The organism is Leptotrichia hongkongensis, from assembly GCF_007990635.1.
Taxonomy (GTDB): domain Bacteria; phylum Fusobacteriota; class Fusobacteriia; order Fusobacteriales; family Leptotrichiaceae; genus Leptotrichia; species Leptotrichia hongkongensis.
The window spans coordinates 2,111,051-2,129,506 of the sequence record NZ_AP019846.1 but is presented as its reverse complement, the minus strand read 5'-3'; the positions used below and the strand labels follow the sequence as shown (position 1 = coordinate 2,129,506).

The window sequence follows — 18,456 nt, the reverse complement described above, 5'->3', positions numbered from 1 at the left end:
CTGTCTGAGCGAAGTTTAACGTAGCGAGTTTCAATTTTGTTTTCAAAAAATGCTTAGACAAGCGGGGATTGTAAAAGGGGTGGCGAGTGATCACCTTTACTTTATAAAAAAGAAAAAATATAAAAATTATAGGAATAATATTTATTAACAACAAAAAAAATAAAATTTAGTAGAAAAGACTATTAATTTCATTTATATAATATGAAAAAATATATCATTTTATGGTATAATACTTAGTGAAATAAATTTTATGAATTAACAAACTTTGTTAGAAATTAATAATAATCTGAAAGGATAGAAATGAAAAAAAAAGAATATAGTGCAGGAATTGTAAGTAAGGGATTTTGGTTTTTGGAATTTAAGAAATTTTTGGAACTTTTGATAGAAGGAAAAAGCGAAAGTGAAATTAAAGAATTACAAGAAGAAAAAAATATTTTTTCTGCATCATCAAAAGATTACGGTAAAAGGATTATAAGTGAGGTAAATAAAAGAATAAAAACACTCCCTGAAGGAATAAAGGAGATATTTTTTAAGAGCGATACGGGAACTCAAAAAGTAATAAATCTTTTATCTATAATGGGAACTGATAAATTATTTTTTGAATATGTGTACAATTCATACAGAAATGAACTGTTACTTGGGACAAAGGAATATAATCCAGGTATTGTTATGAAGTTTCTGAAGGAAAAAGCAGAGCAGAATGAAGAGGTAGCAAAGTTTAGTGAAAAAACATTGAAAAGAATGCAAGGTACATATGGAAATTATTTAAAAGAGGCAGGTTTACTTGAGGAAAAAAATAAAGAGATACTATATGGAAAAGTTTATTTGGATTATGAGCTGGAAAAATTATTAAGGAAAAATAATATGGAAATATATATAAAAACATTAAAAGGAGAAGTGTAATGACAAAAACCGAAATAGATTTAGGGAAAATCGAAAGTGAAATAGGAAAAACTTCTTTTTTAAATGGCAAAGGACTTGGGAATGAAGTTTCATATTATGTTTTTGATTATGATCCTAAAGATGAAATTCTTGTAAGGGAATATATTGATAAGTTGGTAAAAAAGGATAAGGAATTTGGTGATGGATATAAACTGAAAGTTTATGATGTGTATGACTTGATGATTGACTTGCTTGAATCTGAAGGATATCTGGAAGACTGCTTTGAAATGGAAAAAAATGATGGAATGAACTATCTTGTAGAGTCTGTAAATGATTTACTTAGAATGAATGACGATAATAATTATTTTGCAGAGTATATAGAGAAAAATACACCTGAGAAAGCCATTGTATTTTTGATAGGAGTCGGAAAAATATTTCCGTTTGTACGCTCACATAAAATATTGAATAATCTGCATCAAATTTTTGATAGATCTCCAGTAGTGATGTTTTATCCAGGAAAATATGATGGACAGTCACTGGAATTATTTGGAGAATTTAAAGATGATAATTATTACAGAGCTTTTCCGCTCATAAAGTAATTTGAGAAAATAATTTAAGATAAAGAAATAGGTTGGGGGTTAAACAAATTTTATAAAAATCATAAAATAATAATATATAAATAGAGAGGAGTGTATGGAGCTTTTTAAAATACAGCTTCAGAAGAGTTTATGAAAATAAAAGAGATGTTTAAGAAACCTATTGACAGAGATATAAAAGGAGTAATAAAAGTAGGACAGAAGGAAGAGGAAAATATAAAGCAGGAATTGGAAGAATATGTAGTAACAAATGAATTACAGAAACATTTCAGAGACTTTTTTTCAGCATATGGTAAAGGAATTAGTGGAAATACAGATGATATGGGAGTCTGGATAAGTGGTTTCTTTGGAAGCGGGAAGTCGCATTTGCTGAAAATATTATCTTATCTGCTTTCAAATAAAGAAATTAATGGGAAAAAAGCGATTGATTATTTTTTGGAAGATAATAAAATAAAGGATGAAATGGTTATTGCAGATATGAAAAAAGCTTGTCAAACTTCGACAGACTCTATTTTATTTAATATTGATTCTAAAAGTGAAAGTACTGGAAATAAAGGAAAAGATGATATTTTGAAAGTGTTTTTGAAAGTATTTAATGAAATGCAGGGATTCTCTCCAAAGCCACATGTGGCAGATTTAGAAAGAGAACTGGTTTCAGCTGGAAAATATGAAGAATTTAAAGAAAAATTTGAAGAAATTTCCAGAAAAAACTGGGAAGAAAGAAGAAATAATTTTAACTTTGAAACTTTCAAAGTTAAAAAAACCTTGGAAGAAATAGGATTTATGACAGAAGAGGAAGCAAATAACTGGATTGAATCTTCTAAAAAGGACTATTCTATTTCGATAGAAGATTTTGCAAAAATGATTGATAAATATATTAAGAAAAAAGGAAATAATCATCATGTAATATTTTTTGTAGATGAAGTTGGACAGTATATAGGAGAAAATACTGATTTAATGCTGAATCTGCAAACTGTAACAGAAGACTTAGGAGTGTATTGTAAAGGAAAAGCATGGGTAGTAGTAACATCCCAACAGGCTATAGACTCTATTACAAAAGTAAAAGGAAATGATTTTTCTAAAATACAGGGTAGATTTAAAACTAGAATTAGCCTGACTTCTACAGATGTATCAGAAGTTATAAAAAAGAGAATTTTAGAAAAAAATGAATATGCAGAAAAAGAACTGTCTTTAGTTTATGCGGAAAAGGAATCGGTAATAAAAAATCTTGTTATATTTGATGATGGAATTGAAAAGAAGATTTATTCAGATGTAAAAGATTTTCAGGAAGTATATCCTTTTATTCCGTATCAGTTTCAGATACTTTCATATGTTCTAACTTCTATTCGTGAACATAGTTCAAGTGGAAAACATTTATCTGAAGGAGAGCGTTCGATGCTTGCAATGTTTAAAGAAGGAGCAGAAAAATATAAAGAAAATGAAACAGGAATACTTGTTTCCTTTGATAAATTTTATGATGGACTCCAAAGTTTTCTGGATCACTCACATTCAGTGATTATAACAGGAGCTATGAAAAATAGCTATATTAATCCTGAAAATGAAGAAAATTGCTTTAATGTGAATGTACTTAAAGTTCTTTTTATGATTAAGTATGTCAAGGAAATAAAGGGAACACTGGAAAATATTACTACATTAATGGTTGAAGATATAAATGAAGATAGAATAGTGTTAAAGGAAAAGGTTAAGGAAGCACTAGATGTACTTATAAAACAGACACTTGTACAAAAATCTGGAGATGTATATATATTCCTGACAAATGAAGAGCAGGAAGTAGAGAAAATGATTGATAAAATTGATGTGGATATGAATGAAATATTGAGAAAAATTTCTGAAAAAATATTTGATAAATTCTATTCAGAGAAAAAATATCAGTCACCTAAATTTAAAGATTATACTTTCTCCTTTAATCAGAAAGTTGATGACAATGCAAGAGGTAAAGATACATATGATATAGGTATAAATATAGTTACTCCAAATTCTGATTATAGTGGAAATGAAAGTTCTCTTTTAATGAAAAGTACACAGGAAAATTCAGTATTTATTGATTTAGGAGAAAATAGTTTTTATATAAATGAAATAGAGATGGATATAAAAATAGAGAAATTCTTAAAATCAGGAGAGGCTGATGATTTACCACAAGGAAGTATTATAAAGGAAAAAAAGAGTACAGAGCGTAAGGAACATATAGAGCGTTCAGAACGAATGTTGGAAGATGCCCTTAGAAATGCAAAATACTATGTAGGAGGGAATAATGTTACTCTTAATGCAAAGGACTATGAAACTAAGATAACTGAAGCATTAGGAAAATTAGTAAATAAAGTATATAACAAACTGGACTATATTACAAAATCTATGGGAGAAAGTGATATAAGGGAAATTTTTGAAGATAGGGAAGATACCTTGATTACTGCTGAAAGAAAGAAAGATAACATAAATGCAATACAGGAAGTTGTAAATCATATAAAACTTAAAAAGGACAAGGGACTGAAGATAAACATAAAGGAAGTAAAGGATTATTTTTCAAAAGCTCCTTTTGGATGGAATGATAAAGATATTGAATGGATAGTTGCAAGAGCATTTAAAGATGGGGAAATAGAGCTTAAAAGAAATGGAAACAGCTTAAGCCTGTTAAATGAATCTTCTGAAAATATTATAGAAAGTATTGTAAAAAAAGACAGTGGAGAAAGAGTTTATCTTGAAATAAAAGAAAAGATAGATAGCAAAAGTATAAGAGCAATGAAAAATGTTGCAGATGAGCTGTTTGGAAAAAATATTGATTCAGAAGATACAGATAAAATGGTGAAGGATTTTAAAGAGCTGACAAGGGAAAAACTTGTTGAAATAGAAGAGTTGGAAAGAAACTATAAGAATAAAAATTATCCAGGTAAGGATGTATTGGAAAATGGAGAAAAACTTTTAAAAAGAATACTCGCATTGAAAGATACAAGAGAAATATTTGATGAAGTTTTAGGACATGAAGATAACTACTGTGATTATGTTGAAGATATGGAGCCTATAGATAAATTTTTTTCTGGAGAACAGAAAAATATATGGGATGAGTCTGTTAAACTATATGAAAAATATGCTGATTCTAAAAATTATTTTTCAGATGTAGAAATTGAACAAACTGTAAGAGATATAAATAAAATATTGAATGATAAAAAACCATATAATAAAATTAAGGATTTGAATGAGCTAAATAAAAAATTTACTGAAAATTATAATCAGATTCTTTCTGAAAGAAGAAATCCCATTTTAGATAAAATAAAAGAAATAAAAGAAATAACATTGGAAAGACTGTATACGGAAAATAAAGAATTAAAAGAAAAGTTTACTAAAAAAGTTGAAGAAAGTTTTTCTGAAATTTTAAAGAATGCTGAAAAGTCAGAAAATATAAGGGAAATAGAAACTTTTGATAAAGAAGCTTCAAATTTGAAAAGTAAACTTCTTGATGAATTTGAAAGACAGGAAGAGGAAATAAGAGCAAACTTAAAAATAGATGATGCATTAGAGAGTCCAGCAATTCCAATAAGAATAAAGAAACCAAAAATAATAGGAATTGCTAAAATAAATAAAGATAGAGTATGGAAAATACAAAGCAAAGAAGATATAGAAAATTATCTTGAAAAATTGAGAAAAAAACTGGAAAAAGAACTGGAAGACAGTGAGATTGTGGAAGTGGAATTTTAGTTAAATAAGGTGGGGGTTAAAATTTAAATTTAGGAGCTATCAATGGACAAAGTAGCATTGAGAAATTTTGCAGTAAACGCAAAAGAAAAAATGGAAGATGATATAAAAAGAAAATTGGAATTGATGGGGATTACAGAAAAAGGGATAGGAGAAGAAACTGTAAAAGAAGATGATTATTTAAAGATTAATGGACAGGAATTTAATGAAAAGGAAGTCAAACAGAGAGAAAAAATAATTGAGGTATTAAAAACAAGAGGAAAAAATGAAGATTTTAAGAAGTGTTTTAATGAATTTGTTGAGGAAATAGCATATACCTGGTTTAATAGAATTATTGCTATTAGATTTATGGAAGTGAATGATTATATTCCTGATGGAATAAAAATTTTATCTTCTGACAGAGAAAATGACAGGGAACCTCAAATAATAAGGGAAGTATTTGATACAGATCTGGAATTTTCAAATGATGAAAAAAATAATGTTTATAAGTTAAAAGAAGAGAACAAAATAGAAGAGCTCTTCAAATTTTTATTTATAAAAAGATGTAATAAACTTAATGAAATATTGCCTGAATTATTTGAAGAAGCCGAAGATTATTCAGAGTTACTTTTGCCAATTTCGATAAATGATGAAGAAGGAATATTGAGAAAGTTAGTGGATGAAGTTGGAGAAGAGAATTTTAAAATAAAAAATAAAAATAATGAAAATAAAAATAATGGGATAGGATTAGCAGGACTTTATAATATAAGAATATCAAATAATATAGGAATTTCATCAGATGAAAAAGGAATTGGAAGTCAAGTAGAAGTTATTGGGTGGCTTTATCAGTATTATAATGAAAAGAAAAAAAATGAAATAGTCGGAATGAATAAAGGTACTATTGCAAAAGAAGATATACCAATAGCAACACAAATATTTACTACTGACTGGGTTGTAAAATATATGGTACAGAATTCTTTGGGAAAATATTGGATTGAGAGAAATCCTGACAGTAAGCTGAAAGATAAACTGGAATATTTTGTAACTCCTAAAAATGAAGAAATTGCATATATAGATGAAAAAATATCTCCTGAAGAAATAAAATTTTTAGAGCCTTGTATGGGAAGTGGACATATACTGGTTCATGCTTTTGATATACTAATGGAAATTTACAGGGAAGCAGGATATAGTGACAGAGAAGCTGTAAAAAATATAATAGAAAAGAATATTTATGGACTTGATATAGATAAAAGAGCTTATCAGTTGACGTACTTCGCAGTAATGATAAAAGGTAGGGAATACGATAGGAGATTTTTTACAAGAGGAATATCTCCTAATTTAACTTATACTGAAGAAAGTTATTTGTTATTTGATAATGAAAGTAAAAAAATATTAGAAAATTCAAAAAAAATAAATATGGATGAGCTGAGAACAAATTTTTATCTTGATGGAGTAACAACAGATGATAAACAAAATCAAGTTGGAGAATATCTAATAAGAACATTTGAAGATGCAAGAGAAATAGGAAGTCTAATAAAAGTGGAGAATTTTGATTATGACAGTTTTGATAGATATTTGGATGAATGCAGAGACAGATATACAGGAAGTTTAATGGGAGAAATATGGAAAGAGAATGTATATTCAACAATGAAACAAATAGTAAAAACTGCAAAAATATTAAAGAATAAGTATCATGTAGTCTGTACTAATCCGCCATATTTGAATAAATACAATCCAAAATTGAAAAAATTTGTAGAAGGAAATTATAAGGATTATAAAGGAGATTTGTTTTCTGTATTTATGGTAAGAGCATTTGATTTTCTTGTTGAAGATGGATATTCTGGATGGATGACACCGAATGTATGGATGTTTATAAAAACATATGAAGAGTTAAGAAAATATATTATTGAAGATAAAAAAATAGAAAGTTTGATTCAAATTGCGAAAGGATCATTTTATAAGGAAGCAACAGTTGATGTAATAACATTTGTTCTTGGAAATTTTAAAAAAATGGATTCAAAAGGATTATTTATAAGACTAGATGATTATAAAGGCGATATGGAATTTCAAAGTAAAAAAGTTTTAGAAGCATTAGAAAACAAAAACTGTGGATATTTTTATGAAACAAATGAAAAGAATTTTGAAAAAATACCAGGAAGCCCTATAGCTTATTGGGTAAGTGATAAAGTAAGAGAAATATTTGAAAAAAATATATTCTTTGGTGAATATGGTAATACTAAAAAAGGAGTTCTAACTGGCAATGATTTGAAATATACTAGATTATGGTATGAAGTCTCTCTAAAAAAAATAGGATTTTTGTTAAGAAATTATGAAGAAATGATTGAAAAAAATTATAAATGGACTCCTGCAACAAGTGGAGGAAGTTTTAGAAAATGGTATGGAAATTTAGAAGTTGTTATAAATATGGAAAATGATTCTTATGAAATTAAATATTGTAATAACAATAATTTTCGTTTAAGAGATAATATTTATTATTTTAAAAAATGTATAACTTGGTCTGAAATATCAAGTAAATTACTTTCAAATAGGTTTGTTCCAGAAGGAGTTTTATTTGGAAATTCAGGACCTACTTGTTTTATGAAAGAAAACTATCTTTTATATCTATCAAGTTTTTTAAATAGTACTATTAGTATGAGTCTTTTAAAATTTTTATCTCCTACTTTAACATTTGGTCCTGAACAAATAAAAAGATTACCATTAATCTTTTCAGAATCTTTTGAAATAAAAGAAAAGATAGATATTTTAGCTCAGCAAAATATAGATATCTCCAAAGAAGAATGGGATTCAAGGGAAACTTCTTGGGATTTTGAAAAACTATCTTTAATTGATAGAAAAGATTTAAAGACTGCTTATGAAAATTATTGTTCTCATTGGAGAGATAATTTTGTACAATTACATAAAAATGAAGAAGAGTTAAATAGACTCTTCATTGAAATTTATGAATTACAAGATGAAATGGATGAAAAAGTTTCTTTTGATGATATCACTATCTTAAAGAAAGAAGCTAAAATTGTTGAGATTGATAATAGTATTCCTAAGAATTTTTCTAGTGAGTCAGAAAAATATCTATATGATAGAGGAGTCAGTTTAGAATTTAATAAAAATGTTTTAATAAAACAATTTATTTCCTATGCTGTCGGATGTATGTTTGGGCGTTATTCGCTTGATGAGGAAGGCCTTGTATTTGCAGGAGGAGAATTTGATAAAAATAAATATAGCAAATTTATTTCCGATGAAGATAACTGTATTCCAATTACTGACAGTGAATATTTTAGTGATGATATTGTTACAAGATTTGTAGAATTTGTAAAAATAGTATATGGAGAAGAAACACTTGAAGAAAATCTTAAATTTATATCACAAGCCTTATCTAATAAAAATGATGCTCCAAAAGATATTATAAGAGAATATTTCTTAAAGAATTTTTATGAAGATCATTTGAAAAGATACAAAAAAAGACCAATTTACTGGCTTTATGATGCAGGAAAGAAAAATGGATTTAAAGCATTGATTTATATGCACCGTTATAATGAACAGACTACAGCAAAGGTTAGAATTGGATATCTGCATGAGCTACAGAAACATTATGAAAGAAGGGCAAGTTTTCTGAAAGATGAAATTGAAAGTAATAACAACAGAAAAAAAGCTGAGCAGGAGCTAAAAAAGATAAAATCACAGCTTGATGAATGTAAACAATTTGATGAAAAGATGAATCACTTGTCTTCAGAATATATTTCGATTGATTTGGATGACGGAGTGAAAGTCAATTATGAGAAAGTGCAGACTGGACGTGATGGGAAGAAGTATGAGATATTGGGGAAGGTAAAATAATAGGAGGATATAAATTTATGAAAAAGAAAATATTTATTTCATATTGTAGAAATGATGCTGATACAGATCAAGTAAAACAATTAAAGGATAAGTTACAAAAAGATGGTTTTGAGGTCATTATAGATGATGGTGTATTAAGGCATGGACATGAAGTAACAGAATTTATGGAGAAATCAATAAGAGAATCAAAATATATTCTTGTTATTTGTACTTCAGAATATAAAAATAGAGCAGATAATAGAGGTAATAATCCAACTGGAGTTGCATATGAAGCTAGGTTGTTAGCAAGTCATATGAATAAAAAAACAAAAATAGTGATACCTATTATACAAGGTTCAGAAATTAGCGTATTACCTGATTTTTTAGAGGGGATTTTTGCATTATTTTTAAAACAAATAAATACAAATAAAGAAAGTTATAATGAATTGCTAGATAGTTTAAAAGAAGAAAAAGAACAAGAACTTGAATTTACAAAAGATTTTAAAGAAGAATTAAATAGTATGGAAATATTATCTAATTCACATAATGCAAAAGAAACTCTTTTTTTAGAGGATATATTTGTTTACCCTAAATTGACAAATATAGAAAAAGATATAAAAAATAGTGATAGTTATAAGTTTTTTAGTTCAGAAAAAATAAGTGAAAAACTTGAAAATGAAAAATATATAATGATATCGGGAGATGCTCAATCAGGGAAAACAACATTATCCAAAAAAATAACAAAAGATTTATTTGATGAAGGGTATATTCCAATTCTTATAAATCAATCAGAAAATTTAACGAATAATTTTAAAAGAATATTAGAAATAATAATAAATAAACAGTATAAAAATTTAGAAAATGCTGAAAATGAAAAAGATAAGTTTGTTATTATTATTGATGATTTTCATTTGTTAAAAAAGAAAGATAAAATTCTAAATGATGTACTTAAGTTCAATTATATAATATTGTTAACTGATCACACACACACTCTGCATTTAAAATGACAGATCAAATTTTTCTAAATACAGAAGAATGGAATTAGATCCTAAATTAAGAGATGAATTAATAAAAAAATGGTCAAATTTGAAAGACGAAGTATCAAATGAAAATGAAATTATGAAGAAAAATGATAAAAGAACAGAATTTTTGAACACAACTATAGGTAAGATATTTAATAATGGAATTATGCCAGCATATCCTTTTTTTCTTCTATCTGTTCTTGGATATTCTGAAACAAATAAAAATTTAGATAAAGAAATAACGTCACAAGGCTATTGCTATCAATTTTTAATACAAATGAATTTTTGGAAAAACGGAATAAGAAATGATGCAATAGATATATATTTAAATTTTTTAAGTGAATTATCTTACTATGTATTTAGTAAAAATATATATGAATTATATCAAACTGATATAGATAAATTTTGGAGAATTATGAAAAAAACTTTAATTTAGTATTTGATAGTGAAGAAGTAATCAATAGTTTAATAAAATCAAAAATATTGAAAAAACGTCGTTGGGAAGTATAAAATTTTTCTATCCATATTTATATTATTACTTTATTGGAAAATATTTGTCCGAACATTATAAAGAAGAAGAAAATAGTATAAATAAATTAGTAAGAAATTTACATTTAGATAGGAATTCATATATTTGTATTTTTATTTCTCATCATTCAAAAGAAAAAAATTACTTGAAGAAATATTATTGAATTCCTTAGAGTTATTTGAAAATAGTAAAGTTACAACTTTGAAAATAGATGAAATGAAAGAAATAAATATAAATTTTGATAATATATTGGAATTTTTTTACCAGAAGTTAATGATTTTAATGAAATAAGAGAAAAAAATATACAATTAGAAGAAATTTCAGAAAATACTGAAATTGATGAGGAAAGTTTATATGTTGATTCAGATAATGAAATTGAAGATGAAGACATTTATAATTTTAGAAGAAGTATCAGAACAGTAGAAGTTATAGGAAACTTAGCTAAAAATAGACCTGGTTCTTTAGAAAAAACATTGTTAAAAGAGATGATATTATATAGTATAGAATTGAATTTAAGGATATTAAATTTTATACTTTATCAAATTAAAGATGAAGAATTTCAAAAGTACATGTTAGAGTTAATAGAAAAGGGAATAGGTAAATTAGAGATTAAAAGTAAAAATAATACTAAAGAACTTGCTAAGAGAATATTTTGGGAGTTATGTTATAATTTAATATTTTTTATAATTTATAAAACTATTCATTCTATTGGATCTGATTATCTAATGAAAATAATAAATGAGATATCAAAAGATAAAAAAACACCAGCTATATCTCTTATAAAGCATGGTATACGTATGTGGTATATGAAAGAAGTTGACATAAATGAAATAAAAAATGAAATAAAAGAGTATGATTATTCAAAAATTGCTGAAAATCTAATGAGACATTTATTGATAATGCATTGCTCCACACATCCGATGGATTATAAAAGTCGAGATAGAATTATGAATACTTTTCAGCTTAATGAAAAAAAATATATAGGAGGATTGATTAAAAAGTAAATAAATTTTATAATTTTTCTTGAAATTTTATGTTATTTGTGCAAACATACAATAAAACAAAACAATCAAATTAAATAACCCCTCCCTTGCAATTTTGTCCCAAAAGTTATACAGTAATTAGGACAAGGAGATAGAAGTATGAAAAAAAAATAAAGGATAGAATAGATAATTTTAATAATGACAAAGTATTTATTTCCATTGATTTTCTTGATATTGCTGATTATGAAACTGTAAGAAAAACATTGAACAGGCTTACAAATTCAGAAAAAATAAAGAAAATTTTAAAAGGAATATATTATAATCCTAAATACAATGAACTGATTGAAGAGTATGAAGCTTCATCAGTTCATGAAGTTGCTAAGGCAATAGCCAGAAAATATAACTGGACAATAGCACCTTCTGGAAATACGGCATTAAATTTATTAGGACTCTCGACACAGGTACCTTTCAAATGGACATATATATCAGACGGAAGATATGTAGATTTTTCATTTGGAAATACAGTAATAGAGTTTAAAGATAGAAACAATAAGTAAATTTCCAATATTATCTATTGAAACAGTCATAGTTATTCATGTATTAAAAACTATTGGGAAAAATAAAGTGACAGAAGATCATAGAGAAATTTTAAAAAATAAACTAACAGAAGAACAAAAAGAAAGATTAATTGAGGAAGGAAAAGTGGCATCAGCCTGGATTTATAAAATTATATAGGTAGGAAAATGTTGTAATTAATATTGCAATTTATGAATAGTAAAAATATAAAAGAAATATTATTTGTAAACTGTCTCAAAAATTATACAAAATTTGGGACAAAAGGACAATGACAACTAAATAAAAAGAGACATAAAACCATTATTAAAGAAAGGAGATTTAAGAATGATTATAAATTTAATTATGGGATTAATCTTAATGTTTGCTTTATTTCTTACGGGTGGTTTGGGTTTAGGCATAATTTATATTATGGAATACTTTAGAAAGAAAACGAAAGAGAATACAGGAAAAGAAAATGAGTTATTGTTCATTATTTTAGGTTTAATAATTTATATGATATATCAGTTTTGGTTTTACATAATGCTTGAATCGGAAGGAATTATTTCTTTTTACTGGTCAACATTAGGTAGCTGGATTTATTTTGAGTTTTCTAAAATTGGAATGTCAGAAAATATAAAGAAAACAGGTGGAGATACGAGATTTTTTGATAAAAATAGATTTTTACTTTATTTAATATTAGTGATATTTTGTATTATTAATGTTATTGTGTATAAGTGCATTAAATAAGAGGTTATTTAGAAAGAGATTGAAATCTAATTGACACTCTAAAATAGATATGGTATCATAAAAATGAAAATAAAGTTAAAAAAAGGGAGAGTGGTAATTATGGCTACAGAAAGTATATTACTTGATGCTTTGAGAATTCCTGCAAGATATGCAGATGAAGTACTGGAAGCAATGGAGAGTAAAAAGAAAGTTAAAAAACTTGATGTTGATTTTGAAATAGTGGATGACCCAGAAGAAATTTTGAGGATAGCAAAGAATTTTGGATATAAAGAAAAAGAGTGAAACTATATCGTTGCAGAAATTAAGAGAAAAATTGAAAGACGATGACTTTATAAAAGAAAAAATTTTAAAGACTTTTAGAAGTAGAGATAGAAATAGTATTGAGGATTTTTTACATAATAAAGCTATAGATTTTGAGAAAAAATCACTTTCTGCGACACATATTATTTACAATAAAGAGGGAACGGAAATATTGGGGTATTTTACATTTGCAAATAAAAGTTTAATTATTGAAAAAGAAAATTTTCTTAATCTTAGTAGGACACAACAGAAAAGATTTTCACAGAGTGGAAGAAGATTGAAAGATGGAAGTTATGTTGTAAACAGTTTTTTGTTGGCACAAATAGGGAAAAATTATAATATTTCTGATAAAAATATGATAACAGGTAATGAAATAATATCGTTGGCACACGAATTATTATTAATCGTGAAAAAATTATAAATACAAAATATTTATGGTTAGAATGTGAAGATAACAGTTCACTAATAAGATTTTATTCAAATTATGGATTTAATCTGATAAAAGAATTCAGTTCAGAAAATAACTTAAAAACAATGATACTAAGATTAGATAATTTTTAAAAATAAAGATTTTATAAGTCTCTTTTATTTAAAAAGAAATAAATGAGGCTTTTTATTTAAAAATATAAAAAGTCATGGAGTGAGAAAATTGAATTTAGAACAAATTACAGATACACTTAATAGTGAATTTAAGAAAGAAGGAAGAAGACTTGTTTTCTGGTATGATGAAAAACAGGAATTTTTGTCAGAAATTGAAGGATTGCAGCTGGAAAATGCAAAACTGCTTGTATTATGTGAGGATGAGCTTTTTAAAACAAAAATACTTCTTGAAAGACAGGAAAAGGAAACAAATTATTTAATATATGCTCCATTTAAACGAGGTGAAAACAGGGAAAATCATCTTGCTGACACAATAATGTATTCAAAGGTGTTTTTAACAGACTGGATTTCCATAATGGCTCAGAATCTGCAAATAAACGATGAACTCAAAGGAGTAATGGAAGAGCATAGAAAGTTTTTTGAAGCGAAGGACAGAAGGGAAAAGTTTGAAAAACTGGTTAATGACAGTAAACCATCAAAAAGAGAAGATATGGAAATTATCCTGATGAGGGCAATTACTGGTTCAAAAGCTGAAATATTTGACGGTTTTGAAGATATTACAAGAATTTTAATTACAGATGCCAACAGAAAGGAAAGCAGATATCTTGCAGAATTTAGAAAATATAATCTTGAAGAAAAATTCTGGGATATGTGCAGATTGAAATTTGGATACATTGATGATGAACCTAATTTAACTAAACTGTTACTTGGAATATTTTTGACTTATACATTTGAAAAAATTACGAAAGAAATGCCAAAAAAATATAATAAATTAAATGTGAAAAGTACAGTTATAATATTTTTGAACAAGTTACGAAAAATTTCTGAATATAGAAATGATTTTGAAAATCTTGTTTCAGAAGTATATTCACACATAAAGCAGGATAAATATTTTAAAAATATTTTACCTGAACATATTCTTGAACTTGATATTTTTGACTTTCCTGATGAAAAGATAACAGAATGGATAGCTGAAAGAATATGTGATGAAAATTTTTCAGCAAAATTGCAGGATAAATCCATTATGGAGATAATAAAATTACGACAGGAAAATAATAATGACAATGACAGTTTGAAAATAGAATATAAGGTATTAAAATATGCATACAATAGTATAAAAAATACAGGATTTAATTTTTCTGGGAATATACACGAATTAATAAAAGCATATGATAATGAATATTACTGGATTGATACATATTACAGAAAATTTTACTATTATTATGATAAGCTGGTGGAAAAAAGTGAAAAATACGAAAAACTGGCAAAAATAATTGAACTGAGATATACAGATGATTTTCTGAATCCATTAAATATAAAGTTTAATGAACTTCTGGATTATAATAATCTTCCAGAAGAAATAAAATTACAGAAAAATTTTTATAAGAATTATGTGGAAACAAATAAAAATAGGATTGTAGTCATAATTTCAGATGCTTTTAGATATGAAGTGGCAAAAGAATTAGTCGGAAAAATGAATAAAGATGAAAAAATGAATGCTGAAATGGAAAGTCAGATGAGCATACTTCCTTCTATTACAAAGTTAGGTATGGCTTCATTACTTCCACATAAAAAAATTGAAATAAAAACATCTGAAAAGGATTTTAAAGTACTTGTAGATGGAAAAGTATGTAATGACAGAGTAAAAAGGGAAAAGATAATGAAGGAATATGATGAAGATTCGGTAGCACTTGATTTTGATAAAGTTTTTAAAGCTACAAAAGATGAAGTAAGGGAAATGTTCAGGAATAAAAAGAAAGTGTATATATATCATAATCAGATAGATGCCAGAGGTGACAAGGCAAATACTGAAGATGAAGTGTTTGATGCCTGTCACGAGGCTTTGGATGAAATTATGAACCTCATAAAAAAATTGAGAGTAGAATCAATTAACAATATAATAGTTACTTCAGATCATGGATTTATTTACAAAAGAAGAAAAATAGAAGAATTTGATAAAATAGAAAATTCTTTCGATGAAAATGACATTATAAATAAGAGATATATAATTACTGAAAAGGATTATAATATTATAGGAGTAAATGAAATTGGTCTTTCCAAAATTTTAAACGATGAAAAAGAAACTCTGAAAGTGCTTTCTCCTAATACTTCAAATATATTTAAAGTAAGTGGTGGTGGGCAGAATTACTATCATGGAGGAATTTCATTACATGAAATGCTAGTTCCTGTTGTAAAAGTTAGAACTGCCAAAGGAGCGGTAGATACTGAAAAGGTGAAGGTAAGTCTAATATCTGAAGTAAGAAAAATAACAAGTCTTGCAATTTCATTAGAATTTTTACAGAAGGAAGCTATTACAGATATTATAAAACCTTCAGAATTTGCAATTTTCTTTATTGATGGGAATGATAATATAATTTCAAATATAGAAAGCTATAAGGCAGACAGTGAAGAAGGAGAGACTAAAAAAAGAATAAAGAAGTTTAAATTTACCTTGAAAAATCAGAAATATAATAAAAATGAAGACTATTATTTAATTGTAAAGGATAAAGAATCTGAAATCGAAGAAATTAGGGAAAAGATGGTGATAGATGTATTATTTGCCGATGATTTTGGGTTTTAGAATATGATTTTCTGAGAATTTTTATAAGGAGAAAAATAAAAGATGGAAGATGTAAATAATAGAAAAGTGACAGATGAAAAACAAAATGAAAACATAGAGGAAATAAATACAAAATTATATAAATATTTTTCTGGGAAAATTGTCAGAAAGGATTTGACAAAAAAAATAAAAGAAGGAGCAAATGTTCCGGTTTATGTATTGGAATATCTGCTAGGGATGTACTGTTCTTCTACAAATGATGAAGATATAGAAGAGGGATTGAAGACAGTTAAAAAAATACTGGCTGAAAATTATGTCAGACCAGATGAAGCAGAAAAAATAAAATCAAAATTAAGAGAAAATGCATCTTATACTGTAATAGATAAAGTTACAGTAAAACTTAACTTAAGAGAAAATAGATACGAAGCAGAATTTTCAAATCTGGCATTAAAAGGGATACCAATATCTGATGCTTATCCATCAAAATATGAAAGACTGCTTGGAGGAGGTATCTGGAGTATAGTACAGTTGGAATATTTTTATGATGAAGGAGACAAGAATAGAAATCCAGTCACAATAAGAAAATTAACACCAGTACAGATGCCTGAAATTGACTTTGAAGAATTTAAGCAGATGAGAGAAAATTTTACTGATGAGGAATGGATAGATATTATTTTAAGAAGTACAGGAATGGAACCTGATAAATTCAATGAAAGAGTGAAATGGCTTCACTTGGCAAGATTAATCCCATTAGTAGAAAATAATTATAATTTTTGTGAATTAGGGCCTCGTGGGACAGGAAAATCGCATGTTTATAAGGAAATAAGTCCTAACAGTATACTTGTATCCGGAGGACAGACAACGGTGGCAAATTTATTTTATAATATGGGAAAAGGGACGATGGGTCTGGTAGGATTATGGGATTGTGTTGCATTTGATGAAGTTGCTGGAATAAAGTTCAAGGATCAGGATGGAGTTCAGATAATGAAGGATTATATGGCTTCAGGTTCATTTGCCAGAGGAAAGGAAGAAAAGAATGCTACTGCAGGAATGGTTTTTGTTGGAAATATAAATCAGAGTGTAGATATTCTTTTAAAAACTTCCCATTTATTTGATCCTTTTCCAGATGTAATGGGACAAGATACGGCATTTTTAGACAGAATGCACTGCTACTTACCAGGATGGGAAATTCCAAAATACCGGCCTGAATTTTTTACTGACAATTATGGTTTTATAACAGACTACTATGCTGAAATAATGCGGGAATTACGTAAAATTTCATATTCGGATGCTCATGATAAATATTTTAGACTTGGAAATCAGTTAAATCAGAGGGATGTTATAGCTGTAAAAAGAACAGTTTCAGGAATGATAAAATTAGTTTATCCTCATGGAAAGTTTAAAAAGAAAGATGTTGAGAAAATTTTAAGATTTTCACTTGAAATGAGAAGGAGAGTAAAAGAACAGCTTAAGAAAATAGGAGGAATGGAATTTTATGATGTGAATTTCTCCTATATAAGCAATGATGATTTTAATGAAGAATATGTATCTGTTCCTGAACAGAGCAGCGGAAGCCTTATTCCGGAAGGAGTTGGGAAAGCAGGACATCTATATACTGTTTCTCATGGTAAAAATGGAATGATAGGATTGTTTAAAATTGAAACACAGATAACAAAAGGAACAGGAAAATTTGAAAAAACAGGGCTGGGAAATAATCGGGATGCCAAAGAAGCTGCTGAAACAGCATTTAAATATTTAAAAGCTAATGGGAAGTCCATAAGTGGAAGTATAAGCACAGTGAATAATGACTATGTGGTTAATTATCAAGACATGAAAGGGATAGGAATGACTTCAGATTTAACATTAGCTACTTTAGTTGCCATCTGTTCGGCTGCACTGAATAAACCTGTTGTTTCAAGTGCAGTAATTTTAGGAAATTTAAGTATAGGTGGAACAATAATAAAAATATCTGAACTTGCAAATATATTACAGGTATGTCTGGATTCAGGAGCAAAAAAGATACTGTTGCCAATAACTTCAGCATCAGATTTGGCATCTGTACCATCAGATTTAATCGGAGCTTTCAACCTGATATTCTATTCCACGGCAGAAGATGCTGTATTTAAAGCTTTAGGGGTGGAATAGAATACTAATTATTGAAAGA

13 protein-coding genes are annotated in these 18,456 nt (G+C 27.1%); all 13 read left to right on the top strand.

What is annotated here, in order from left to right:
- The first annotated feature begins 300 nt into the window (after positions 1-300).
- The 13 genes from FVE75_RS10130 to brxL all read left to right on the top strand — a co-directional run bounded on the left by FVE75_RS10130 (position 301) and on the right by brxL (position 18,437).
- Positions 301-903, top strand: a complete 603-nt coding sequence (locus FVE75_RS10130) for a DUF1819 family protein (RefSeq protein WP_147006311.1) — start codon at positions 301-303, stop codon at positions 901-903.
- A complete protein-coding gene (locus tag FVE75_RS10125) occupies positions 903-1,481 on the top strand; it encodes a DUF1788 domain-containing protein (protein ID WP_021768240.1) in 579 nt (192 codons plus the stop codon). Before FVE75_RS10130 ends, FVE75_RS10125 begins: the two co-directional genes overlap by 1 nt.
- Positions 1,482-1,610: 129 nt before the next feature.
- Positions 1,611-5,189, top strand: coding sequence for a BREX system P-loop protein BrxC (gene brxC / locus FVE75_RS10120; RefSeq protein ID WP_147006310.1), 3,579 nt, complete (start codon positions 1,611-1,613; stop codon positions 5,187-5,189).
- Positions 5,190-5,231: 42 nt separating this feature from the next.
- Positions 5,232-9,017: a BREX-1 system adenine-specific DNA-methyltransferase PglX gene (gene pglX, locus FVE75_RS10115; protein WP_147006309.1), complete on the top strand. Its 3,786-nt coding sequence runs from the start codon at positions 5,232-5,234 to the stop codon at positions 9,015-9,017.
- A 17-nt stretch (positions 9,018-9,034) separates the two neighbouring features.
- Positions 9,035-10,003, top strand: coding sequence for a toll/interleukin-1 receptor domain-containing protein (locus FVE75_RS10110; protein WP_147006308.1), 969 nt, complete (start codon positions 9,035-9,037; stop codon positions 10,001-10,003).
- 28 nt (positions 10,004-10,031) lie between these two features.
- Positions 10,032-10,454: a hypothetical protein gene (locus FVE75_RS10105; RefSeq protein ID WP_147006307.1), complete on the top strand. Its 423-nt coding sequence runs from the start codon at positions 10,032-10,034 to the stop codon at positions 10,452-10,454.
- Positions 10,455-11,116: 662 nt separating this feature from the next.
- Complete coding sequence (locus FVE75_RS10100) at positions 11,117-11,551, top strand: hypothetical protein (protein WP_172618821.1); 435 nt, start codon at positions 11,117-11,119, stop codon at positions 11,549-11,551.
- Positions 11,552-11,700: 149 nt separating this feature from the next.
- The gene (locus tag FVE75_RS11110; protein WP_269472181.1) at positions 11,701-12,087 is read left to right on the top strand and encodes a DUF6088 family protein; all 387 of its coding nucleotides are present in this window, start codon (positions 11,701-11,703) and stop codon (positions 12,085-12,087) included.
- A gap of 343 nt (positions 12,088-12,430) precedes the next feature.
- Positions 12,431-12,832: a hypothetical protein gene (locus tag FVE75_RS10090; protein WP_147006305.1), complete on the top strand. Its 402-nt coding sequence runs from the start codon at positions 12,431-12,433 to the stop codon at positions 12,830-12,832.
- Positions 12,833-12,931: 99 nt separating this feature from the next.
- Positions 12,932-13,114: a hypothetical protein gene (locus FVE75_RS10085; RefSeq protein ID WP_006805581.1), complete on the top strand. Its 183-nt coding sequence runs from the start codon at positions 12,932-12,934 to the stop codon at positions 13,112-13,114.
- Positions 13,092-13,553, top strand: a complete 462-nt coding sequence (locus tag FVE75_RS10080) for a GNAT family N-acetyltransferase (protein ID WP_232052544.1) — start codon at positions 13,092-13,094, stop codon at positions 13,551-13,553. Before FVE75_RS10085 ends, FVE75_RS10080 begins: the two co-directional genes overlap by 23 nt.
- Positions 13,554-13,781: 228 nt before the next feature.
- Entirely contained in the window at positions 13,782-16,313 is a 2,532-nt protein-coding gene (gene pglZ, locus FVE75_RS10075) for a BREX-1 system phosphatase PglZ type A (protein ID WP_172618820.1), read from the top strand.
- Between the two features lie 42 nt (positions 16,314-16,355).
- Positions 16,356-18,437 carry a protease Lon-related BREX system protein BrxL gene (gene brxL, locus FVE75_RS10070; protein WP_147006303.1) on the top strand — a complete coding sequence of 694 codons (2,082 nt, stop codon included), beginning with the start codon at positions 16,356-16,358 and terminating at the stop codon, positions 18,435-18,437.
- Positions 18,438-18,456: the final 19 nt, after the last annotated feature.